16 protein-coding genes and 1 pseudogene are annotated in these 23,698 nt (G+C 67.7%); 1 reads left to right on the top strand and 16 read right to left on the bottom strand.

All coding sequences use genetic code 11. The features are described 5' to 3' along the window. Positions 1 to 63: 63 nt before the first annotated feature. The 13 genes and pseudogenes from bcsZ to R5H29_RS21750 form a co-directional block, all read right to left on the bottom strand. Positions 64 to 1,197, bottom strand: a complete 1,134-nt coding sequence (gene bcsZ / locus R5H29_RS21810; protein WP_171953414.1) for a cellulose synthase complex periplasmic endoglucanase BcsZ — start codon at positions 1,195 to 1,197, stop codon at positions 64 to 66. Further along, positions 1,181 to 4,762, bottom strand: a complete 3,582-nt coding sequence (bcsC, locus tag R5H29_RS21805) for a cellulose synthase complex outer membrane protein BcsC (protein ID WP_332329830.1) — start codon at positions 4,760 to 4,762, stop codon at positions 1,181 to 1,183. Before bcsC ends, bcsZ begins: the two co-directional genes overlap by 17 nt. After that, positions 4,762 to 7,125 carry a cellulose biosynthesis cyclic di-GMP-binding regulatory protein BcsB gene (gene bcsB / locus R5H29_RS21800; RefSeq protein ID WP_026347130.1) on the bottom strand — a complete coding sequence of 788 codons (2,364 nt, stop codon included), beginning with the start codon at positions 7,123 to 7,125 and terminating at the stop codon, positions 4,762 to 4,764. Before bcsB ends, bcsC begins: the two co-directional genes overlap by 1 nt. Beyond that, the gene (bcsA, locus tag R5H29_RS21795; protein ID WP_155028939.1) at positions 7,122 to 9,746 is read right to left on the bottom strand and encodes a UDP-forming cellulose synthase catalytic subunit; all 2,625 of its coding nucleotides are present in this window, start codon (positions 9,744 to 9,746) and stop codon (positions 7,122 to 7,124) included. Before bcsA ends, bcsB begins: the two co-directional genes overlap by 4 nt. Then, positions 9,746 to 10,501: pseudogene (bcsQ, locus tag R5H29_RS21790) on the bottom strand (cellulose biosynthesis protein BcsQ). The gene bcsA and the pseudogene bcsQ overlap by 1 nt, the downstream one beginning before the upstream one ends. Further along, entirely contained in the window at positions 10,498 to 10,677 is a 180-nt protein-coding gene (gene bcsR, locus R5H29_RS21785) for a cellulose biosynthesis protein BcsR (RefSeq protein WP_021204328.1), read from the bottom strand. The pseudogene bcsQ and the gene bcsR overlap by 4 nt, the downstream one beginning before the upstream one ends. Next, on the bottom strand, positions 10,677 to 12,308 hold the full coding sequence (gene bcsG, locus R5H29_RS21780) for a cellulose biosynthesis protein BcsG (protein WP_171953411.1): 1,632 nt from the start codon (positions 12,306 to 12,308) through the stop codon (positions 10,677 to 10,679). The genes bcsR and bcsG overlap by 1 nt, the downstream gene beginning before the upstream one ends. Further along, entirely contained in the window at positions 12,305 to 12,484 is a 180-nt protein-coding gene (gene bcsF / locus R5H29_RS21775) for a cellulose biosynthesis protein BcsF (protein ID WP_019661022.1), read from the bottom strand. Before bcsF ends, bcsG begins: the two co-directional genes overlap by 4 nt. Continuing rightward, positions 12,481 to 14,019, bottom strand: coding sequence for a BcsE family c-di-GMP-binding protein (locus tag R5H29_RS21770; RefSeq protein ID WP_227845003.1), 1,539 nt, complete (start codon positions 14,017 to 14,019; stop codon positions 12,481 to 12,483). Before R5H29_RS21770 ends, bcsF begins: the two co-directional genes overlap by 4 nt. A gap of 212 nt (positions 14,020 to 14,231) precedes the next feature. Next, entirely contained in the window at positions 14,232 to 15,266 is a 1,035-nt protein-coding gene (locus tag R5H29_RS21765; protein WP_019661020.1) for a fimbrial protein, read from the bottom strand. Then, entirely contained in the window at positions 15,257 to 17,821 is a 2,565-nt protein-coding gene (locus R5H29_RS21760; protein ID WP_332329829.1) for a fimbria/pilus outer membrane usher protein, read from the bottom strand. Before R5H29_RS21760 ends, R5H29_RS21765 begins: the two co-directional genes overlap by 10 nt. 92 nt (positions 17,822 to 17,913) lie before the next feature. Beyond that, a complete protein-coding gene (locus R5H29_RS21755) occupies positions 17,914 to 18,642 on the bottom strand; it encodes a molecular chaperone (RefSeq protein ID WP_134735103.1) in 729 nt (242 codons plus the stop codon). Positions 18,643 to 18,727: 85 nt separating this feature from the next. Beyond that, positions 18,728 to 19,267 carry a fimbrial protein gene (locus R5H29_RS21750; protein WP_019661017.1) on the bottom strand — a complete coding sequence of 180 codons (540 nt, stop codon included), beginning with the start codon at positions 19,265 to 19,267 and terminating at the stop codon, positions 18,728 to 18,730. A 458-nt stretch (positions 19,268 to 19,725) separates the two neighbouring features. Here R5H29_RS21750 and R5H29_RS21745 point away from each other — a divergent pair, with 458 nt between their 5' ends. Beyond that, positions 19,726 to 20,091, top strand: coding sequence for a hypothetical protein (locus tag R5H29_RS21745; RefSeq protein ID WP_111098855.1), 366 nt, complete (start codon positions 19,726 to 19,728; stop codon positions 20,089 to 20,091). Between the two features lie 10 nt (positions 20,092 to 20,101). On the opposite strand, the gene pncB is transcribed toward R5H29_RS21745, so the two are convergent. The 3 genes from pncB to R5H29_RS21730 form a co-directional block, all read right to left on the bottom strand. After that, complete coding sequence (gene pncB / locus R5H29_RS21740; RefSeq protein WP_021203170.1) at positions 20,102 to 21,280, bottom strand: nicotinate phosphoribosyltransferase; 1,179 nt, start codon at positions 21,278 to 21,280, stop codon at positions 20,102 to 20,104. 101 nt (positions 21,281 to 21,381) lie between these two features. Further along, positions 21,382 to 22,221: a glycosyltransferase family 2 protein gene (locus R5H29_RS21735; protein ID WP_019661014.1), complete on the bottom strand. Its 840-nt coding sequence runs from the start codon at positions 22,219 to 22,221 to the stop codon at positions 21,382 to 21,384. Further along, positions 22,218 to 23,069: a glycosyltransferase family 2 protein gene (locus R5H29_RS21730; RefSeq protein ID WP_021203169.1), complete on the bottom strand. Its 852-nt coding sequence runs from the start codon at positions 23,067 to 23,069 to the stop codon at positions 22,218 to 22,220. The genes R5H29_RS21735 and R5H29_RS21730 overlap by 4 nt, the downstream gene beginning before the upstream one ends. Positions 23,070 to 23,698 lie beyond the last annotated feature (629 nt).

Genomic DNA, 23,698 nt, shown 5'->3' with positions numbered 1-23,698 from the left:
CCTGGCTGAGGGTCGGTCGGAGCCCACTGCGCTGCGTAGGTACCTGACCCCGCAGCGCTGCAGCTACCAGCGCGGCTGCAGGCGGCCGTCGGTGGCGAAGCGCCAGCGTCCTTCGGCCCAACCCACGCCGAACAGGGCCAGCATCTGCGAGTAATAGGCCGGTGCATCGGCGCGTTGCTGCTCGGCGCTGGGCAGGCTGGCCCGCAGCGACTGCGCGCGCTCCGCTTCGCCCTGCGCGATCAGATAGGGCAGCAGGGCCGCGCGGAATCCGTAGTTGCCTTCGCCCTGCCCCTGGCCACTGCGGGTGTCGATCTTTTCCCACATCGGTGAACCACTGCGCAGGCGCTGCAGCGGTCCGGACAGCGCCGCCAGCTGCGCGCGGAACAACGGATCGCGCGATGCGGTCATGCCTGCCCAGGTGTAGCAGCGGATGGCGTCGTAGCCGCCGACCGCACCGCGCACCGGATCGACGACGAAGCGATCGCCTTTCCACGCCGCCCAGTCCGGTGCGAACCCGTGCGGGCTGCTCTGCTGCAGTAACTGCACGCTGTTGCGCGCCAGCGCCTGCCACGGCCCGCTGCGATCCTCCGCCGCAAAGCGGCGCAGCAGCGGCAGTGGCAGATAGCTGGGGTTGACCCGCGTGGCGTCCCCTTCAATGAACCCCTGTGGGCCTGGCAACAGCATTGGGCCGAGCCCGGGCAGATCCACGATCTCGCGCGCCCGCACCTGCACCAGCATGCCCTCCGCGATGGCCTTCAGCGCCGGACGGCGCCACAGCCGCGCGCCTTCCAGCAGCGCGTAGGCCAGCCAGAGATCGGAGTCCGAGGCCGGGTTGTCGTCCAGCACCCGCCAGGCGCCGGCGTCATCGCGTCCCCACAGCCAGGCCGGCAGGCGCTTGCCCATGTCGCCACCGGCAAGGTTGTCCTGGGTCCAGCCCAGGATGCGGTCGAACAGCGCCTGGTCGTTGTCGACCAGGGCGAAGAACAAGGCATAGGACTGGCCTTCGGAGGTGCTGCGCTGATCGTCCTGGCTGCGATCGATCATGCGCCCGTCGCGGCTCAGGCTGCTGTCGAGCAGTACCTGCCACGCCGGCCAGCGCGGGGCGGGCGCGGCCTGCACACGGCACACGCCGAGCAGCGGCAGCGTGGCGACCGCCTGCAGCAGGCGCCGTCGCCGCAGGTCAGCGGAATTCGCCATACGGCACCAGTGGTGATACGGGCAGCGGCAGGTTTCCCTGCCAGGGCTTGAAGGTGTAGCGCAGGTAGAGCTGGAACGAATTCGGCGAGAAATCGCGGCTGCGCTGGAGGGTGCCGGCAGCGCCCAGCACGAAGTGGTCGCCGAGGCGGCGCTCCACCGCGCCGTACAGGCGGTACCCGGTGCCCGTGCTGCTGCTGTCACCGGTGTACAGGCCGGCCTCGTCCAGCCGCAGCGGGCCGTACTGCGGCTCAAGCTGTGCAATCACGCGCTCGATCAAGGCCTGGTCGGGGAAACGGCTGATCGACGAGGTACGCGCACTGGACACACTGACCGAGCCATCCAGGCGCACCGACCACACGTCGTTGCGCCAGGCAAAGCTGACCGGCAGGCTCAGCGATGCATAGCGCTGCGGGCTGTAGTAGCCGCCCTGGCCCAGCGAGTAGCCGCCCAGGTCCTTCTGGTAGCGCCAGTACATCGCGGTGGTACCCACATCCAGCCGCATGTCGGGGCTCTGGATCAGCTTGTGGTACCAGCCCACCATCGCGCGTGCGCGGGTGTTGTCGACCACGTTGTGCCCGGTCAGCCGATGCCAGCTCCAGTTCGACCACACGCCATCGCGGCCGCCCTGGTCGTAGCCGAGGCTGAAGGTCACGCCGTTGGCGGTGACGCCGCCCCAGCTGATGCCGCTGCGCGGATCAACCGCACCGGCCTGCGACAGCAGCGAATTGGTCATCGGCCGCCGCGACAGCGTGGCGCCCCAGCCGAAGCGCCCGAGGTCGCCATTGAGGGTGACACCGCCAAGCCAGTTGCCGACCACGTAGTTGGACGGGGTGTGGCCGATATCGACGTTCCAGCGGTCATCCAGGGTGCGCCAGCCGACGGCGAAGCCGGCACCGGAGGTGCGCCGCTGGTGCACGAAGCGGGTGCAGCCCGGTGCGCGCAGGCGGCTGTCGTCGGCCTGCAGCAGATCCAGGTCACAGCTGCCGAAATCCTCGTCGTAGGCGCCGCTCTCATCGGTCTGGAAGCGGCCCGCATCGAAGCTGGCCTGCTCGATGCGCGCCCAGCCCAGGCCACCGGCGAATGGCGCGTCCAGATGCGCGATGCGGGTATCGCGCGACAGCCGCGAAATGCCCGGCGTGCCATCGCTGCGGCGACCGGTGTCCTGCATCACCGTCAGGGTGGGATTCTCCTGCTGGTACAGGGTTTCCACATCGCTGCGCAGGCTGCGCCGCAACCAGTCATCGCCGGCTGTCTCGCGGCTGGCCAGGGTCAACGCGCGGTTGTCGCGCGGCGTGACCTGGCCGGGAGCCAACACGCCGTTGTCGGCCATCGCCTGCGCGTACATGTCCAGCGCCTGCTGCGGATCATCGCGGCGCACCAGCCGTGCCGCATCACGCCAGGACTGTGCGTCGGGCCCGGTCTTGCGCGCAAGCAACGCGCGCAGGATCGCCAGGGCCTTCGTGTCCTCGCGCAGGTCGGTCCAGATGGTGGCGAGCTGACGCTGCTGGCCGATCTCGTCATCGTCCACTGCCGGCGGTGCGTCGTGCATCTGGCGGCGTGCGCTGGCCAGATCGCCGGTGCCAATCCAGGCCTGGACCTGGCCCAGCTGCGCATCCACATTGTCCGGCTGTGCGGCAAGCACGCGCTGGTAGTAGTGCAGCGCCTGCGCGTGATCGCCGCGCAGGCGCGCCCACTCGGCCATCATCAGATCATTGTCGGTGCTGGGCGGTTGCTGCTGCAGCAGCGCGATGGCTTCGGCCTCCCTGCCCTGCGCACGCAGATCCCACAGATGATCGACCAGCTGCTGCCGCTGCAGGCGCGCCGACAGCGCGCGGATGTCGTCGTTCCACTTCGCCTGCGGCAGCGCGTCGAGTACCGCCAGCGCCTGCGGCAGCCGATCGGATCCCGACAGGTAGAGCGCCTGCGCGTAGCGCGCTTCGGCGCTGTCGTTATGCGTGGCCATGTCGGCCACCGCCGCGTCGGCCTCGTCCTGCCGGCCAGCGGCGCGCAGCTCGTTGGCCAGCGCATAGGCCAGCCATGCATCGCCCGGCAGTTCGCCGCGCAGCTTCTGCCCCAGCATGATCGCGGTGGTCGCATCACCGGCAGCCAGCGCCTGCTCGCGACGCTCACGCAGGCGGCTGATCTGGAGCTGGCGCAGGTCTTCGGCATACAACCTGCGTTGCGCAGCGGGCAATGCGTTGATGAAGGCTTCCAGCCGCTGCGGGTCGGTGCGGCCGTACAGCTGCACCAGCTTGCGGATCACGTTGGCATCGTTGGGCGCCATCCGCCGCGCAACCTGCAGCTGGCGTTCGGCTGCGGCGTCGTCACCGCGGGCCACGGCCACGTCGACCAGGCCCAGTGCAGCATTGACGTCGCGGGGCTGCTGGCGATGCGCCTGCGCATAGAGGCGCTCGGCCTCGTCCAGCCGGCCGGCCGCCAGCGCCGCATCGGCCTGGTCCAGCTGCAGCCAGTAGCGGGTGCTGGCGATCAGGTCGCGCCACTTGTCGTTGCTGTCGCCGGCCGGGGTGGCCTGCACCGCACGCTGGAAATAGCTGATGGCCTGCTCGCGGCGGCCCTGGCGCATCAGCGCCATGCCCAGCCCCCCCAACAGGTCGGGCTCGCGCGGATAGCCGCGCAACGCCTGCAGGAAAGCGCGCTCGGCCTCTGCATTGCGGCCTGCGTCGAGCAGCTGCTGGCCGCGCAGGCCGGCGCGCCACGCCGGGTCGCTGACCCGCTTGTGCTGGTCGGTGTAGCGCTCGCGCACCAACGCGATGTCGGCAAACGCTGGGTTGCGGGTGATGAAGTCCTGCAGCCGGCGCACGCTGCGGTCGTCGGCCGGCTGATCCTTCAGGTAGGCCCATTCGGCGTCCGCCGCCATGCCGCGGGCCTCCGGATTACGCCCCATGCGCTGCAGCGCGGCGAGCGCCTCTGCATCGCGGCCGGCAGCGAACAGCATCTGCGACAGCGCCTGCAGCAATGGCACGTTGCCCGGATAACTGCGGTCCAGTTCGCCCAGCGCACGGATAGCCTGTGCACGCCCATCCGCCTGGCCGCCGCGCAGGCGCCAGTACTCCAGGCCCAGCTGCAGGCCGGGTGGATCATCGTTGAACAGGCGGCGGTAGATCGCCAGCGCTTCGGCGCTGCGACCACCGGCAGCGAACAGGCGCGCCTGCTGCAGATCCTGCTGCAGATCACCGCGGTAGGCCCTCCAGAGGCGTTCGCCGGCGGCCAGTTCACGGGTACCTGTACCGATCTCGCGCAGGCGCTTCAGGGTCGCCTCGGCATCCTGCAGCTTCTGTTGCGAGAGCTGCACTTCCAGGATCGCCACCAAGGTGCCGCGATCATCCGGTGCCAGCATGCGCAGCCGCGCCAGTGCGTCTTCGATCAGGCTCTGGCGACCGGTGGCCTCACCGATGCGCACCTGCTGCAACAGCCACTGGCGCTGCTCGGCGACGGTTCCGCCCGGCGTATCGGGCAAGGCCTGCGCCGCGCAGGGCCCGGCACCGGCCAGTCCCAACAGGACGAGGCCGGACGCGGTGACCAGCGGATGCCGCGTACGTGCCATCAGTGCCCCGGGTCCAGGCGCTTGGCCGCGACCCAGCGCAGCGCGCGCCACAGCAGGAAGGCGACCATCAGCACCACCAGCGTGGCCAGCACCGCCAGCAGCGCCGGGTGGTCGGCCAGGTGGTACCACAGCAGCAGCCACCACGGCAGCGCGCCAACGTAGTAGTGATCACCGACGAACTGGCTGTGAATGCCCGAGGTACGCAGGATCGCCACCGAGCCGGCGATGGCTTCGCGCTTGCCGGTATCGCTGAGTGCATCGTGGAGCAGGCCGTAGTCGGCGGCATTGCTGGCGGCCAGCGAAACGATGCTGCGCTGCGCATGCGTCGGTGACTGCATGCCGATGATCGCGGCAAACGGTGCCTGCGCGCTCACTGCCACTTCGGTCACCGCTGGATCGCCATCGCGGCTGCCACGGCGGGCCTGTTCCATCGCCTGCTGCGGCGACGGAGACTGGCCATTGAGCAGGCGCGTGCGCTGGTCGTCGATCAGCAGCGACAGCTGCTGGCTACCGCGCAGTTCGGCCGGCAGGGCGCCCAGCATCAGCAGGTCCGCATCCAGCGCGCTGGCCTGCTTCCAGTCATCGGACAGGCGCAGCCCATAGGCCGGATAGCCGCTCTGCACGCCCAGCCCACCGATCAGGTTCAGCAGCAGGCTGACCTGTGCCTCGTTGGCTTGGGGCGGCACCAGCACGACAGTCTCCGACAGATCGGCCATGCGGGTGAAGGGGAATCCACTGAGCGCGAACGCGGACAGGTCCGGCAGGCCCATGTAGTGATGGAATCCGGAGAAGTCGATGGTCGAGTCGTCTTCGATCGCTGCCTGCAGGTTGGGCGGCAGCACGGTCTGGCAATGATCGCGCTGCGCACTGCCCATCACGCTGGCAAAGTTGAAATCGAAACGCAGCTGGTTGCGGTCGCCCAGTTTGAGCGCCGGAATCAGCAGGCGACCGTCATCGGCACCGGCATCGCCGGCCAGCACCGGCAAGCGGATTTCCTCCAGGCCCTGCTTGCCGTTGCGGCGCACCAGCGGGAAGCTGGAGATGAACTGGTCGTTGATCGCCACGCCCAGCCGCGACTCATCGCTGCCAAACGGGGGCGTGTAGCGGTAGCGCAGGTTCAGCGGAATACCCTGGTTGCGCCAGATGAACAGATCCGGCGGCAGGTTGAGGTTGACCGTGATCGGCTGCGGCGACACGCCGTTGGCATGCAGTTGTTGCGGATAGTCGAGCAGTTCAGCCAAGCGGACGGCGCGGTCGGTGCGCACCCAGTTCGGTGCGTCGTACGGCTTGCGCGGGGCCAGTGGCTTGACCTCATCGACACTGACCTGGCGGCCGCGGAACAGCACGTTGCCGGCCGCCATCGCAGCCACGGCCTTCTGCAGGTCGTCATCGTTGCGGCCCAGCACCAGCAGCAGCTTTCGCTGCGGATCCTCCGGCAGCGACATCAGTTCGATCATCGGGCCCTTCACCGGAGCATGGTTGGCGATCACCGGCGGGAACCTGCCGTTGACCGCCAGCACCACCGCGTGGCCCTTGTCCGGCAACGTGCCGAAGCTGACCGGGAAACGTGCCTGGCGCCACCAGCCGGACAGGCTGCCGAAGTACGAGGACATCACCGCCGCCGCCCGCTGCTGTGCCAGGCTCGGCGCAGCGGCGAACACCACTGGCAGTTCCAGCCGTGCTGTATCACGCGGATCGAAGAACGGCAGCGGGAAGTTGGCCAGGTCGTCCTGCATCGCCAGCGGCTGGCCGCCCAGGCGCAGCGTGCTGTTGCTGGAGAGATTGACCCACAGCGAGCTGTGCGTCGGCTCTTCGCAGATGTCGGTGTAGTGGCCGACGAACTCCAGGCGGACCTGGTTGAAATCAGCAATCAGGCGCGCGTCCAGCGGTAGCTTGGCCTGCACCGGGCGGCCCAGCTGCTCGTTGCTGATCGGCACCACACCCATCATCGCGTCGTTGAGATAGACCCGCAGGTGCGACAGGGTCGGCAGCAGCGACGGTGAAGGCGTGAAGCTCAGATCCAGCTCGGCATCGCGGACCAGGCGGTCACGGCGGACCTGGAACTCGAAGGTGGTGGCATTGCGCACGCCCGACAGCAGCGTGTCCTGGCGGCGCCCCAGCTGCGCGAAGGTGTTCTGCCGCTGCCAGGGCCAGGCGCTGCCCGCCCAGGTCTGCGCCAGCGCGGGCTCGGTACCGGTGGCAGGCGTGGTGGCTGGCGCGGCCGGCACCCCCGGCGCCGGCGGAGCGGCAGGCGCGGTAGTGGGAGGGACAACCGGCGCCGGGGCAGGCGCGCTGTTGCCTGACGCCACGGGCAGGGCCAGCAGGGGCAGCAGCAGCCAACGCAGAGAGGACGGACGGGTCATGGACGAAGCCCTGGATCAGCGGCTGGGTCAGCCGGGTGGGAAGGAAGCGGACGTTGCGGAGCAAAACTGGCCAGCCATCGCAGCAGGCGACGGTTCCAATGTGCGGGGCGGTCGAGGTCGAACGGTGCGAAATCACCCATCCGCCGGTAGCCGCGCCAGCCCAGGACCAGCACGCTCCACAGGCTGCGCGGCAGGCTCTTGGGCTGGTAGCCGGCGTGCCAGTCAAGCCAGGCATCGGCGCGGGCGAAGGTGCATTGGGCGAACTCGACGCGCTGGCGCTCGTCCTCGAACAGCAGCAGCAGGCCCAGTCGCTGGCCGACCGTGCGTTGCACGCGCGCCGGGAATGCGAACTCGCGGCGACCCCGCCCCAGCAGCACCTGCACGCGCTGGCCTTCGGCCAGCTGTGCGTCTTCGCCGAGTTCGACGCCCACGCCATCGTTGGAGTAATCCTGCAGCACGCCGCGCAGGCGGCGGCCATCGGGCACCTGCAGCGCCATCGGCAGACGGGTGGTGACGCGATGCGTGCGTCGCACCTGCTGCACTTCGGCCGCCACCGCCAGCGCACCGCCGATGATCAGCAGGTTGTACAGCACCCACAGCGAACTCACGATCACCGTGCCACGTTCGTCAAGTGGGCCGTGCACGAAGCGCCACACGGCAAAGCACAGGCCCAGCACGTTCAGCAGCGCCAGCACCAGGTAGGGCTGCGCCACGCGCCAGTCGAAACGATCGCCGGCCTGGGTACCGCCCTTGTCGGTGACGTTGAACTTGCCGCGGCCCGGACTGAACAGCGCCACGGTGGTGGGCCGTGCGATGTACCAGGCCAGCACCGTCTCGTACACCTCACCCCAGAACGGACGCCGGTACTTGCCCTGGATGCGTGCGTTGGTCAGGCTGGCGTGGGCCATGTGCGGTACCACGAACAACAGGATGGCCAGCGCCGGTGCGTAGATGATGTACACATGCAGCAGCAGGAACGCCAGCGGCGCAGTGAGGAACACCAGGCGCGGAATGCCAGCCAGGAAATGCAGCATCGCGTTGGCATAGCAGAAGCGCTGGAACAGGCTCAGGCCCTTGCCCAGCAACGGGTTGTCGATGCGGAAGATCTGCACCATGCCACGCGCCCAGCGGATGCGCTGGTTGACGTGCGCGCCGAGGCTGTCGGTGGCCAGGCCGGCCGCCTGCGGAATGCGCAGGTAGGCCGAGTTCCAGCCCTTGCGGTGCAGCCGCAGCGCGGTGTGCGCATCCTCGGTGACGGTCTCGGTGGCAAACCCGCCGATGGCATCGATGGCTTCGCGCCGCAGCACCGCGCAGGAGCCGCAGAAGAACGCCGCGTTCCACAGGTCGTTGCCGTCCTGCACCAGGCCGTAGAACAGCTCGCCTTCGTTGGGATCGCTGCGGAACACCTGCAGGTTGCGTTCGAATGGATCGGCCGAGAAGAAGTGGTGCGGGGTCTGCACCAGCGCCAGTTTGGGATCACGCAGGAACCAGCCGCAGGTGATCTGCAGGAACGACCGCACCGGCAGGTGGTCGCTGTCGAAGATGGCCACCAGCTCGCCATCGATCAGGGTCAACGCATGGTTGAGGTTGCCGGCCTTTGCATGGCGGTTGTCGGCACGGGTGATGTAGTTGACCCCGGTGCGCTCGGCGAATGCGCGGAATTCTTCGCGCTTGCCATCATCAAGGATGTGGATGCGCAGCTTGTCGGCCGGCCAGTCCAGGCCCATCGCCGCGTACACGGTGTGCCGCACCAGCGCCAGGTCTTCGTTGTAGGTGGGGATCAGCACATCCACCGTCGGCCACTGGCGGATATCGGCCGGCAACGGCGCCGGGCGGCGCCGCAGCGGCCAGGCCACCTGCACGTAACCGAGCATCAGCACGAGCCACGAGTAGGTTTCCGCCGCCAGCAGCACCACGCCACAGACCAGGTCGAAGGTGCTGTTCCAGTTCAACGTGGCCGTATAGCGCCACCACAGGTACCGGCAGGACACGGTGATCGACAGCACGACCAGCACCAGCGTCGCATAGCGCCCCTGCATGCGCCGCACCAGCAGCGCGATGGCCCACAGCAGCACCACGAACACGAACTGCGCCAGATAGGTGAACGGCTGGGTGATGCACAGCGCCGCCAGCCCCAGCGTGGCCAACCCGACCAGCAGGGTCAGCAGGTGCCGCGAACGCGACGACAGGCTGCCCATCTTCCGGCCGAACCATGCCGCCACGCGGCTGTTCCAGAATTCACTGGGTGCATCGCGCATGGCGCGCAGGTAGCGCAGGCGGCCGCGACCGGCCGCACCGCGCAGTTCGGCAATGCGTTCGCGCCGGGCCCGGGCCAACCGTTGCCGCCTCAGCGAGGGCTGCGGTACCAACCGCACCACCGACAGCCACATGGCCTGGATCAACAACCGCAGTGGATCGCCCGGGCGCCAGCGGCGGTCACCCTGGATCTGCGGGAAGGCGTTGCGCAGGCGCGGGGCCTGTGCCTGCCATGCCGGCCCTTCCAGGCGCAGGAACGCCCAGCCCACGCACTGCAGCAGCCACAGCAGCGAGCGGGTTGGCCAAGGCGCATGCACGCGTTCGCGCAGGCGCCCCCAGTCCAGGTAGTAGACGCGGGCGCCCATCAGCGTGTCCCCGCAACGGGCTGGCGCCGTGCGGCCTCGGCCAGGCACCACAGCACCAGGCCATCGACATCGGCAGCGGCCAGCGAATCGGTCGCATAGCGCCCCAGTGGCTGCTTGCTGGCCAGCGCGGAGGGCACCCGCGCATCCTCGTGCAGCGGCTGCGGCACCAGCCGCGGGCCGTGCGCGTGAAGCCACAGCTGCATCAGATCGCGCTGCACCGGGATGACCGGGTCATAGCGGTTGGCCAGCAAGAGGCGTGTGTCCTCCGGCTGCCGCTGCAGGAACACGTGGCTGACCGGATCGACACAGGCCAGGCGCAGCGGCAGCGTGCAGCGCACGTGCTAGTTGATGGCCGCTGCATGCGCCGGCAGGCGCTGCGGCAGGTCGAACAGGATCCAGTCGAACTGGGTCTCCAGCAGCGGAATGCGTTCGGCCCAGGTGCCCGGTGCCTGTTGCAGCTGCTGTTCGATGCGCATTGCGGCCTCGCTATCGACGCGACCATAGGGCAGCACCGCAAGTCCTGCTGCAACGGCGTAGGCGGCATCACGCCAGTCCGTGCCGTCCAGCTGCGCGCGCCCCCAACCGTTGTCCACGTCGGCAGGCAGCCCCAGGTGCAGGCCGAGCATCTGGTCCGGACTGCATTCGACCAGCAGGACGCGCTGGCCCTGCGCGTGCAAGCCCTGGCCGAGTGCGGCCAGAACCGTGGTGACACCGGTTCCGCCATGGATGCCCTGCAGCGACAGCACGGTGCTCATCGGCGCGGCTCCAGTTCGGCCAGCAACGGCCAGCGCGCCAGCGCCTGGGCACGCTCATGCTGGGCAGAGAAGTCCACGTAGGGCAGCCCCGGCATGCCCAGGCTGCGCCGCAGCAGGTCGATATCGTCCTCTTCCACGGACAGCGTGACCGGTACGGCAAGGATGTCGGCAGGCATCAGCGTGCCTCCTCGGGGTAGGGGCTCCAGGCCTGGCTGCCCTGCAGCTGCAGCCAGGGCTTGCCGGCGTACTCGATGACCTTGGCGCCTTCGTTTTCCGACACCGACGGTGTCTGCGGCAGCCCCTTCAGCAGGCTGTCCCAGTTGCGCTCGCTCGGCGGCGACTGGGCATTGAGCGCGTACACGCGCGAAACCAGCTCGGACACGGCCAGGTAGCTGCTCGGTTCGGGGACATGACGCGGGCCGCCGGCCGCCGGCGCGCCCATGCCGATCAGCTTCACGCCCACCGGCACGTGGGTGATCGACGGGCTGGGAATCTCGCGCATGCCCGGAATCTGCATGCGGTCGCCATGCAGGGCCGCGCCATGCTCGGGTACCACCACGATCATCGCGCGGCGGCCACTCTTCTCCACCGCATCGACGAAACCGGCCATGTCGCCCAACACCATTTCCGCACGTGCCTTGTAGTCGGCGGCATTCGAACGGCCATCGGCGCCGACGATGCGGTTGCCATCGTGCAGCGAAATCGTGTTGTAGAACAGCGCCACCTGCTGGCTGGACCCGGCCAGCCGCTGTTTCCACCACGCCATCAGCACATCGCCATCGCGGCGCAGCGGCGACTTGTCGAACGCCACCAGCGCTTTAGGAAACGCGCTGATATCCATCGGCTGTGCCTGCAGCCCGCCGTACTGGTGCAGTTCACCGATGAAGTCGTCGAAGTGACCGTCGTGGTTCATCGCCAGCTCGCTCTGGAAGCCCAGACGCTGCAGGTTCGAGAACAGCTGGCACTCGGCCGGCACCGGATCGAACAGCCCGGTATGCGAGGTCTGGCCACAGCTGGCGCGCAGCAGGCGGATCGCCGCCGGGCCGCTGTAGGCGGTTGCCGAGTTGAAGTCGTCGAACACCACGTCCATGTGGTCGAGCAGATTGTTCTGGCGCAGCCCCACTTCATCCAGATCGCTCCATGCCAGCGAGCAGATGTTGAGGATGATGACGTCGAACGGCGCGCCGCTGCCCGGTGCCGGGAAGCTGGTCTTGAGGCTGGCCTGCTGCTGGTAGAAGCCGGCCAGCCATGCGTTGAGCGTCTCGTTGTTGGCCGGCGGCAGGCCGCCACCTGAAGTGCCTGCGACGCTGGTGGTGGCCGCGGTGGCGGTACCCTGCCCCCAGTTCCAACCCGCCGGCATCGGTATCGCCATCACAGCCAGGCCAAACATGCCCAGCACGCTCAGAGTGGTGATGCGCAGCCACGGCTTGAGCAGTACGTAGGCCAGCACCAGCATCGCCAGTACCGCCACCATCTGCCAGTTGATGAAGCGCTGGGCCAGCTCGAGCCAGTAATCCGCCGAGAAGTCCAGCACGCCAGGTTGCACCAACAGGCGCCGGAACGGCGGCCACCAGGTGTCCTGGTAGTACAGCGCCACGCCCACCGGTACCGCAGCGACAGTACGCGCGATGCGTGCCCAGCGCCAGCGCAGTGGAACCAGCAGCGCGCCCAGGAACAGCAGGTTGGGCAGGATCTTCAGATCCAGCGCACCCATCCAGGCCAGTACCACCTTGGACAGGAAATACAGGTTCCATCCGCGCAGGTCGGCCCAGGCGAAGGGCGATGCGGGAGCCACCTGCGGACTCATGCAGCCCCCCGCGGCGCACGCAGGCGTACACCGGCGCGGCGCAGGTGGCGAGGGGGCAGCCAGCGCGCGGCACGGCGGCGCAGCGCACGCCACAGCGTACCGAGCATGGCACCGAAGGGAATCATCACGAGCGCACAGGCGACGATCAGGGTCCAGAGTTGCTGGTCGGTGGTCATGCGCGATCTCCCAGTCGCAGCGGCTTCGGGACAGTGAAAACAGGCGCCTCCAGCGCCGGGGCCACCGGCGGCAGGACGGCGGGGGCTTCGGGCAGGACCTCGGCCTCCGGATCGCTGCTGCCGGCGTTCATCGCTGCAATGTCGTATTCGGCCAGACGCTGGTAGCCATCGAACAGCTCCCGCCAGGGCAGGCGGAACAGATTGCCCAGGGCCTGTTCGACCGCATCACGCCGGCACCCGAACAGGAACAGGCGCACCTGCCCGCGGTAGACACAGGCCAGATCGCCCTGGCGGCGGATGCGCAGCTGCTGCAACGTCTGCTCGGCGCGCAGGCCGGCCACCGGCTGCAACGCCAGCACGGCGCTTTCCACCGCGCTGCCGTCCTGGTCGATGCGTTCGCCGGCGATCTGGCGGAAGCGTGCGGCGTTGACCAGGCCGCTTACCGGTGGCGGCCGATGCGCACGGATCAGCGGCTCCGGATCGTCAGCCAGCTGGCCCTGCCAACGCTGACGCTGCACGGTTTCCAGCAGGGTCAGCAGGCGCGGCAACGGCGTGGCTGACGGCACTACCAGGCTGCAGCCGCACTGCATAAGCAGCCGCTCATCAGCGTAGCGCAGGCAGGGCTGCAGCTCGCGCACCACCAGTTTCAGTGCATTGCCACGTTCCCGGCGCAGGCGGTGCAGCAGTCGGGCCAGTGCATCCACCTTGGCGTTCTCGTCGATGGCCAGCACTACGGTGGCCTCGCGCGCCTGCAGCGCGGCCGGCAACAATCCAGCCCAGCCGTCATACAGGTGCCAGGCTGCCGACAGTGGCGGCGCACCGTCCAGTACTTCGGTCTGGGCCAGGAAGACATCGCGATCACTGCCACTGGTGGCATCGACCCCAGTCCCGGCGGCATCGGCCTCGGCCAGATGGCGCAGCCCGCGGCTTTCCTGCTCGACGCCGAACGATCGCTGGGCCACCACGCCATGGCTGTTGGACCAGTAGTGCAGCAGCAGCTGCAGGGCACCACGATGCGGATGCAGCTGGGCCACACCGGCGCAGCTCCGGTTCAATGACAACAGGCGCGGGGCCAGGGTCGCCACTTCGCCATGGCACAGCAACAGCAGCACCTGCTGCGCCTGCCCGGCCCAGTCCTGCAGCTGCTGGCACCAGCGCGCCAGCCGGGCATCATCCCAGCCGTCCAGCGCCGCCACCGGGAACTGCACCACGCTGAGCCGGGTGCGCACCGAGGCGGTGCGCGGCAGATCGCCGGTCAGCCCGCGCAGCGCCTGCTGCATGCCGTGATGCGACCGCTGGAACAGCCGCAGGCGGGCCGGCCCCTGATCGGCCGGCAGCAGCGTCAGCATCGATTCGGGCCCCCGCCCCAGCGTGACCAGCACGGCCTCATCCAGTGCGTCGGCCGTGGCCAGCACACCGGCACCGAGCAGATCCGTCGGCGCGCTGCCCGCGGCAACGACCCAATACAGGCCCCCGCTGCGCATCTCCACCAGTTCGGTGGGCAGTCCGGCAATGGCAAGGTGTGTTGCTGGCACGCCGGATCCTTTCATTGCCCCTCACCCAGGCCGACGGCCCGGCAGCGGGGGCGCTGCAGTGGAGAGGGGATCATTTCCATGACGCACATCACATTCATGTGTCTGTACGGCAATGATAGCCCTGATCTTCACGTCTGCGGGATCAAGACGCAGTCAACGCCCCCCGCGGAGCGGGGGGGTGAGGCTCCAAACTCAGCAATGGGAGACCTGCGCTACTCGTACTGGATGGTGAACGTCGCCTGCCCGTTGGCGGTGCCGGCACCGACGGTACCTGCCTGGGTCTGCACATAGCGCGCGCGCAACGGCAGCGCCATGACGCTGGTACCCGGCGCCGTAGTGCCGACGTTGATGGTCTGGCCGAAGCGCACTTCTCGCTCGGTGCTGCCGTCGCGCTGGACCATCTGGATGCCGATGCGCGTGGCGCTGTTGCTGGTCGCGCTGAGCTTGAGCACGCCCGGCATGTTCGAGCTGTCCTGGTCGGCGTCGAGGCGGATGCCGATCTTGCTCTGGTAGGCGGCCACGTTGCTGCCCTGGCAGTTCAGGCGGATCTCGAAATCGCGATCAGCGGCCTTGGAGCCGACACCGGTGAAGGTGGTGTTGGGCACGCTGCCGAAATCGACGGCGATGTTGCGGCTGCCGGCCTGCACTTCGCAGGTGGGGCTGACCACGGTGGTACCCGAGCCCTTGAATGTCGAGGTCAGCTCCGGACGGCCAGGACCGTCGCCGTCGAGATAGTAGGTGGTGAAGCGGCCGTTGGGCGCGATGATGCCCGAGCCCGTCTGCGCGGCGGTCTTGATCAGCTCCACGCGGAAGCGGCCACCATTGAGGGTCAACGTCCGGTTGCCCCCCAATTGCAGCGTGTGCGGGTAGTAGGTCTGGATGGTGCCCGAATCACGATAGACACGGATACCCACTCCCGCTACATCGGTCGCATAGACGTTGCTGAAACCCGGGACTGCGTTTTGCTGTGCGGCGTTGACGAAACGCCCGTTGGCACTACCGCCCCAGCGATCGCAGTAACCGATGCTGTCGCGCTGGTTGATCGGCACGATCAACTCCTTGATCACACCACCGACGGGCAGGCTGGGCAGGATCACGATCTGCCCCATGTCCATCTGCACGTCCTGCGCGACAAAGCCCTGCTGGGTGATATAGCAGGTCGCCAACGCCGGGCTGGCCACGGCGATACCCCCCATCACGGCCATGGCGGCAAGCAGCGTGCGGCTGCGGGAAGAAATCATCGGCATGCTGCCTCCAGCGGGATGAAGCCGGTCTTGGACGCATCGGCGCCCGACGGAACCTGGTAATCGATGGTGCAGCGCTGGTCTGCACCGGCGCCCCACTCCACCAGCAGGCGGCCCTGGCTCTTTTCACTGCGCACGTACAGGCGGCCGCCCTGGCTGACCATGCCCACCGGCTGGCCCTGCTCATCCTTGACCTGCGCACCGAACGGCATGCTGCGGCCATCGGCATTGCGTACCTGGATCAGCAGCGCATTGCCTTTGCGGGTATCGAAGCGCAGGTAGCTGATGGCACCGGCGAACGGCGCGATCGACTGGCTGGTGCTTTCCAGCTCGACGTCATGGGCCATGCCCTGCGGGTCAAGGGTGACGGTGTTGAGGCGGTACGGCGATACGTACGGAACCACTGCATATCCACGGCCATCTACGCGCAGGCCCGGGGCGTTGCTGACGATCGCATCGCGCGCACCCGGCGCTTCCACCAGCACCATGGTGTCGCCCCGCTGCGGGGTGAAGGTGAAGCCGCCCGGATGCACGACCACGCTGCCGTTGGCACCGACCGAGGCCTGGCGGAAATCGCGCGAGTGGCTGTAGGTCGCGTTCAACGCGGAGTAGCGGCTGCGGTACTCGGCGTTGCCGACCGCCGTGGTGCCACCCTCGCGGGAATCGGACAGCGCCACGCCGTAGCTGAAGTTGTTGTCGACGCCGGCCGACCCGGTGATGCCGACGCGGCTGTTGTCGTAGCCACCACGATCGCGCATGCCCAGGTCGGCGCTGAACGACACCGGGTGGGTACCCCGGCCCAGCGGCACGCTCATCGACAGCAGGTACTGGGTATCGGAACGGCCGAGCACGCCCTCTTCGGTGCGCAGCGCCGAGAAGCCGTAGTTCACCGAGCGCCAGGCGTTGTTGTAGCCCACCTGGTACTGCTTGGAGGTGCCCGAACGATCATAGAAGTCGCGCACCGAGCCGGTCACGTACAGCGCGCCGCCGCGACGTCCCAGCGGCTGGTTCAGCGTTATCTGGAACTGGCTGCGCTGACGGCCACGGGTGGTCGGATCGATGCCGCGCGTGTCCGAATCACGGCCATACAGCGCATCCTGCAGGCTGTAGAAGCCTTCGGTCGAATAGCGGTAGGCGGCCAGGGTCAGATTGGTGCCGGTCTCGCCGATCATGTTGCTGTAGCTCAGCCGCACGCTGGCGCCGGTGTGGCTGCCGTAGTGGTCGAACGAGGTACGCGCATGGGTGACGTCGGCAGCGAACGCACCGACCGGCGTGGACAGGCCGACGCCATACAGCAGCGACAGGTAGCCGTCGCTCAGCGCAGTGCCCCCGTACAGGGTCAGCTGGTTGCCGATGCCACGCTGGTAGGTCCCCTGCACCAGCCAGGGTTCGTCGGCCAGCAGCTTGTTGCGCACCTGGCCGGCGGTCAGCGAGTAGCGCGACACGCCTTCGCGCAGCATCTGCGGCACCGAGCCGAACGGCACCTTGAATTCGCGGCGGCGGCCATCGGCCTCGATCACGCTCACTTCCAGGTCACCGCCGTAGCCGGTCGGGTACAGGTCGTCGATGACGAAGCTGCCCGGCGAGACGGTGGAGGAGTAGATCAGCTGCTGGTTCTGGCGCACTTCGATGCGCGCATTGGTCTCGGCGATGCCGCGCACCACCGGCGCGTAACCGCGCAGCGAGTCCGGCAGCATGCGGTCGTCGCTGGCCAGGCTGGCACCACGGTAGCCGATCGAATCGAACAGTTCGCCGGTGGTGTAGGCCTCACCGATGGTGAGCATGCCGCGCACCTGCGGGATGCCGCGTTGTGCGTAGGTGGCGATGCTCTGCCAATGGCGGCCGTCACCCTCGGACCAGGTCAGGTTGGAATCATGGCGGAACTGCCAGCCGCCCAGGTTCAGGCCGGCGCTGAGGCCGAGGTAGGCGCTGCGGTTGCGCTGGCCACCTTCCACACGGCTGTTGCTGTCGATGGCGTTGAAGCTGTAGCCGACGAAGCCGGCATTGATGCCACGGTCCCACAGCGCCGGGTTGACGTAGCCGCGCGCCTCACGGCGCAGGAACACCTGCGGGATGCTGAGGTCGTAGCGCAGGTTGCCGCTGTCATAGACACCATAGGCATTGGCCATGCGCTGCTGGACCGGCACGCAGCTGGTCTTGTCGGTGGGCACGGACGGATCCTGCTGCAGCAGCACGGCCTCGCTGTCCACGCCCATTTCTTCCAGCATCGGCAGCGGCAGGCAGGCGTCGACACGGCCCTGCGCATCGGCCTTGAACTGCAGATCGCGACGGCCCTGCCAGGCACCGTTGACGTAGACGTCGACACGATAGTTGCCGGCCACCATCGGATTGCCGTTGCTGAAGGCCGCCAGGTCGACCTGCTTGGCCTGGCCAGACAGGAAGCTGGAGTTGAACTGGGCCGATTCCGGTGCACGCGCATTGGCCGCACCACTCTGCGCCATCAGCGCCTGTTCGCCGAGATTGGCCGGTGCCGCCAGCGCCCATCCTGGGCAGGCCACACCAGCAACCAACAGGCAAAGCGCCTGATGGATCGACAATGTCAATCTGTTTCCGATCACACTGACATTCCTTCAATTCGCCGCACAGCGGCGGTGGCGGGATGCGCAGGCCAGGGGCCGGCGCGGCGCGTTCAGCCCCCGGTGCTGCCGAGGCGGATGGTGTGTTCCACCCGGCCGCCGTAGTCGTTGATGGTGATGAAGCGGACCTGGCCGGTGCCCGCCGGTGCGGCGAACTCCAGGCTCTGCTTCGGCGCGACCATCGCGCCCTTGTCCTCGACGGCCTTTTCACTGCTGCCGGTTACAGCATGTACTTCGGCCAGAGTGACGTGGAAGGGGCTCGGGTTTTCCACCCGCAGGCGGTCGCCATTGCGGGTCCAGCGCAGCGCTGCCGGCGCGTCGTTGGCGACGCCCTTCAGGCCCTGCGGCCGGTAGAAAAGCTTCAGGCGCGAACGGAACGCGACCTGCAGGTAATTCTGTTCGCCGCTTTCGGCGTTGTCCGGGGACGGCGGCACATCCAGCACGTTGAGCCAGAACACCGACTCACGGTCGGTCGGCAGCTGCGCGCCGGAGAAGATCAGTCGCAGCGCCTGGCTGCGGCCCGGCTCGACACGCGCGATCGGCGGTGTAAGCACGAACGGGGCATCGCTGGTATCGGCGGTCTGGTTGGCGTCGCCGCTGTCGATCCAGGCCTGCACCAGCGCCGGCGAATCGCCCACGTTGTCGACCTGCACGGTGACTTCGCGCGCCTGCGCCGGATAGATCACTCGCGTGCCATTGACCACCACGCCGGCCAGTGCGTTCTGGCAGAAGGGCAGCGTGAACGCTGCCAGCAGCAGCGCCCGGGGAAAGAGTGCTTTCATCGGAAGTACTACGCTCGAGGGGTGTGGCCAGCGGCCGCGGAACACCGGCCGGCGCGAACGCCGGCCAGTGGGGGCATGACTGCGATCAGTTGTAGATGATCGTGTACTTGACGCTGCTGGTGACGTCGCCCGGGGTGGCGGCGGCAGTGGCGTAGTACTCAGCGTAGTAGTTCAGGTCGGCCGAGCCGTCGGTGCCGACGGTGACCCACTGCGAGTTGGTCTGGGCCAGGCCAGCACCAGCCGCCTTGATCGGCAGGAACTGGTTGTTCGAGCCCAGCAGCTGCAGCTGCACGTTGGTGGCAGCGTTGGCCGAGGCCTGGTTGACCAGGCGGCCACTGTTGAAGTCGACGGTCGAACCCGGCTCGAAGTAGGTGGCGACGTTGCCGGCGCTGCACTTGGTCAGGTTGATGGCGAACGGGGTACGGCCCGCAACGGCGCCGGCGGTGGCCAGGGTGTTCTTGGACACGGTCGGCAGCGTCACGGCGAAGTCCTTGCCGCCCGGGGTCGAGATGGTGCAGGTCTTGTCGGTCACCTTGCCATTGAAGGTGATGGTGCCGTCGGCGGCGTTGGCGGCCAGCGGAGCGGCGGCCAGCATCAGAGCGGCGATGATATTGATCTTGTGCATTCGCTTTTACCTAACCCTACTGAAGAGATGAGAAGTAGAGGAGGAAGCAAGGAGCACTGCCGGGCTAACAAGACCCATCCTTGCGTCTCACCTGTGGCCGGACTCGGACGTAGCTTTCCCTGAATCCGTGACGCAAGTATAGGTGCAAGTGTGATGAAAGTCTCATTATTTTTCTGAACGTCAATTCATTGACGCTGGAAATGTGACGTGATAGCCGAAATCAGGACCCACGGGGTTCGGGAACCCGACGGTCGCCGGATCAGGTCAGAAGCGACCCTGGATGACGCTTCGGGTGGCGCGTTCGGCATGCACGGAAACAAACCTTTTCCCGGCGGAAATCGCCTTCTTTGATGCGCATCACTCTTTCTTGGTGATGGCCCTAGCAGATTCGGAATCGTCCTATTAAAGGCTGATCGAAGCTGTCGCTAACTAGGACACACCGAACCAGAGAACGTGTCATGAGGAATTCCATTCTGCTGTGCGTGGCCCTGATGTCCGTCAGTGCGCTGGCCCAGGCCAGCAGCGGCAGCATCCGTTTCAGTGGCCGCATCGCCGAGCCGGGCTGCACGACGAATCTGTCCCAGGGCGAGCTGAGCCTGGCCGCCTGCCCGCCGTCGGCCAAGGGCTCGACGGTGGAAGTGACGGCGCTGGCCAACGGCCAGGCCGCGACGCTGCGCGACGGCAAGCGCCACGGCCAGAAGCTGTCGGTGTCGGCCAGCGCGCTGCGCGCCGGCGATATCGCCTTCTCCGAGCGTTACAGCGTGCAGGCGTCGACGCAGCAGCCGCTGCAGGGCGCCTATCTGGTGGTGGTCGACTACCTGTAAGCCGGCACGCTTACGCCGGCGGCAGCTCGAACACCTGGCGCAGGTAGGCCAGGTAGCCCGGGTCGTCGCACATGCTCTTGCCTGGCGAATCGCTGAGCTTGGCCACCGGCTGGCCATTGCAGCGGACCATCTTGATGACGATGTTGAGCGGCGTTGGCCCCAGATCATTGGTCAGGTGGGTGCCAACGCCGAAGGCGACCTGGCAGCGACCACGGAAGTAGTCGTACAGGCGCATCACCTTGGCGATGTCGAGCCCATCGCTGAACACCAGCACCTTGGTGCGCGGATCCACCCGGCGCTGCTGGAAATGCGCCAGCATGCGGTCGCCCCAGTCGAACGGATCGCCCGAGTCGTGGCGGACACCGTCGAACAGCTTGCAGAAATACATGTCGAAATCGCGCAGGAACGCATCCAGGCCGACCACGTCGGACAGCGCGATGCCGAGGTCGCCGCGGTACTCGCGTGCCCACGATTCCAGTGCCGCCACCTGCGAATCACGCAGGCGCGGGCCAAGTGCCTGGAATGCCTGCAGGTACTCATGGGCCATGGTGCCGTGCGGGGTCATGCCGTACAGGCGGGCGAAGTGCACGTTGCTGGTGCCGACCAGTTGCGGGCCGAGCGCATCGCGCAGGAGCGGCAGCAGGCGCGCATGCCAGTCACGCGAATAACGGCGGCGGCTGCCGTAGTCGGCAATGCGGCACTGTTCGAAACCGGGAGTATCACGCAGCAGCGCGGCCTTGGCCTGCAGCCGACGCTCGCCCTCGGCAAAGTCGGCGGTGGTGGTGTTGCGGAACCAGACTTCGTTGATGATCGCCAGCAGCGGGACTTCGAACAGGATGGTATGCAGCCACGGGCCAGTGATGTCCAGTTCGATTTCGCCGGGCACGGCCGTCGACGCGCGCAGCTGGATGTACTTGCGGTCCAGATGGAACAAGCCGAGGAAATCGGCGAAGTCGGGCTTCACGAAGCGCAGGCCGCGCATGTAGTCCAGTTCCGCGTCGCTGAAACGCAGGCTGCACAGGTGGTCGATCTCTTCGTCGATCTGGTCGATGTAATGGGCCAGGTCGATGCCGGGCGTGCGGCACTTGAACCGGTACTGCACCTGGGCACCGGGGTGCTGGTGGAGCACCGCCTGCATCATGGTGAACTTGTACAGGTCGGTGTCGAGCAGGGACTGGATGATAGGCATGAGGCGGATTATGCGCCCGGACGGGTGAACCGGGGTGGCCGCGGGCACGCTCGGCTCTCCGCGTGGGTAGATCCGCGCCATGCGTGGATGCAGGTTCGGCCCTACAACGACCTGCGCAACAGGCGCGGTACCAGCATCAGGGCGTGCCCCCAGATCGCGGCCCACACCGCCACGCGCACCGGCAGCGAACGCTGCCTGGCCTCGAACTTCTGAAAGTAGCGCCACAGGCCCCTGTGCTTGTGCCATTCAACGAAGAACGGCCGCGATCGGCTCGAGACGCCACGTACATGGGTGACCTGCAGGTCGTTTGCAATCGCCACCACGGCCCCGGCTTCGCGTGCACGCCGGCACAGGTCCAGGTCTTCGGCGTGCAGACGATACCCGGCGTCCCAGCCTCCGATCCGGTCGAACAATGCACGCGGCATCATCAGCAGTGCGCCAGACAGTGCCGGCACCCGCTGCAGCACCTGCTGCGGGTCACGCGGCAGCGCCAGCTTCGAGCCCTTTCCCGGCGAGCGCAGCATCATCAGGAAATCCGGGTCGCGGCGGCGCACGGCTTCGTCGGCATGGCCCTGCTCGTCCACCTGCTCGACACCGAGCAGGCAATCGCCCAGTGCTTCCGCCCGGCTGCGCAGTGCGGCCAACGTCTCCGGCTCGACCATCAGGTCCGGGTTGATGAAGGCCAACCAGGGGCTGCGCGAATCGGCCACGCCCTGGTTGTTGGCAGCGGCGAAGCCGGGATTGTCCGGGTTGCCGACGAAACGCACGCGCGGATCGTGGCTGGCATGGCGCTGCACGATGTCCAGCGTGCCATCCATCGAGCCATTGTCGATCACCCGGATCTCGGCCACGTCCTGCGCCTGGCGCAGGCGCGAGAGGCAGGCATCGATGGTGCTGGCACTCTGGTAGGTCACGACGATGGCGGCGATGGCAACATTCAAGCGAGTGACTCCGGCGCGGAAGGAACGAACAGGTCGCCCTGTTCCTTCGGCATTATCGCCTGCCGCATGCGCTGCTGCAGGTCGGCGCGCAGCCCGTGCAATGGATCGTGCATCAGGAAATCGGCCAGGCGCGGCACCCAGCCAGGCCAACGCGCAGCCAGCGCCTCAAGGTCGCCATCGCGGCTGGCCGCCTCGCCCGCCCGGCTCACAAAGGCGGTCTCGCACAGTACGTTGCGCCAGCCCAGGCCGGCCATGCGCAGGCTGAGGTCGACCAGGGCCGCGTTCCAGCCAGCGTAGCTGTCCACATCCAGGCCACCGGCGCGGCGGCGCGCATTGCCTCGCACCAGAACCGCATGGGTGACCGCCGATGGCAGTTCCGGGTGCAGCGCCGGCAAGGCGGCGCAGGTCTGTGCCAGCAGCGCCGCATCTTCGGGCTCGGGATTGATCTCGCCCAACCGTGGCCACGCTGCGGTTTCGCCGGCATTGCACCACGGGGTTGCGGTCGCGATGGCGGCATCGCGGGCGAAGGCGTCCTGCAATTGTTGCAGCCAACCCGGCGCAGGCACGCTGTCCGGTGCCAGCACGGCCACGTCCAGGCCATCGCAGGCGCGCAGCATCTCGTCCAGATGGGCGACCTCGCCCAGTGGCCGCGCGCGCCGGGTGTACTCGGCCTGTAGTGGCGTATGTGCCAGCCAGTGTTCCACCACCGCCTGCGCACGCGGCCCGGTCTGCGCATCGTCGGCCAGCCAGACCGCGGTGCCCGGCGCGGTGCCCGCATCCAGTGCGGCCAGGCAGCGGTCGAGCGCGGCATCGTCCACGCACAGCGGCAACAACACGATCGCCCCCATCCCGCCTCCGTGGTTGTCGGTGGCCACAGCCTAGCACCGGGAGGGTATCGGCCGGGTTGCACCCGGCACCCGCTTCAGGCCAGGGCAACAGCAACAGCCGAAGCAAGAGCTGGGTTCCTGGGGTTGGCGGGGGGGGGCCGGTTACGGGGGACGCTGCAAGTACGTCCATGTAGGTCGGTCGCCGCATCCATGCGGCTCACGCCCCCACAACCGGACCCACCCCACCGTCGACAGTTTTCCGCGACCTGCCTGCTCTTCTGTAGAGCCGAGCCGTTCTCGGCTCAGATCTCACAGATATCGAAATATTCGATTTCGATGGAGAGTCATCCACGCATGGCGTGGATCGTGTCGACCAAGGTCGACACCTACCAACAGCAAGCAGGAAACTATCGAAGGCGGGGCACTGTGGGTTTGCGGGGTGTGAGCCGCATGGATGCGCGACCAAGCCTACATGGACGTATTCACGGCGTCCCCGCAAACCCACAGTGCCCCGCCATCCCTCAGTAAACCCGCTGTTGCTGTTGCTCCGGCCTCGGCGGGTGCCGGGCGCAGCCCGGCCGCAAACCCCTTACTTCTTTGCGCGCGGCTGGTTCAGTGGCTCCATCGCGCGGAAACGCTGGCTGTACTCG

It is taken from the genome of Stenotrophomonas sp. A3_2 (genome assembly GCF_036624925.1).
GTDB lineage: Bacteria > Pseudomonadota > Gammaproteobacteria > Xanthomonadales > Xanthomonadaceae > Stenotrophomonas > Stenotrophomonas hibiscicola.
This window is presented reverse-complemented; position numbering and strand designations above follow the sequence as displayed.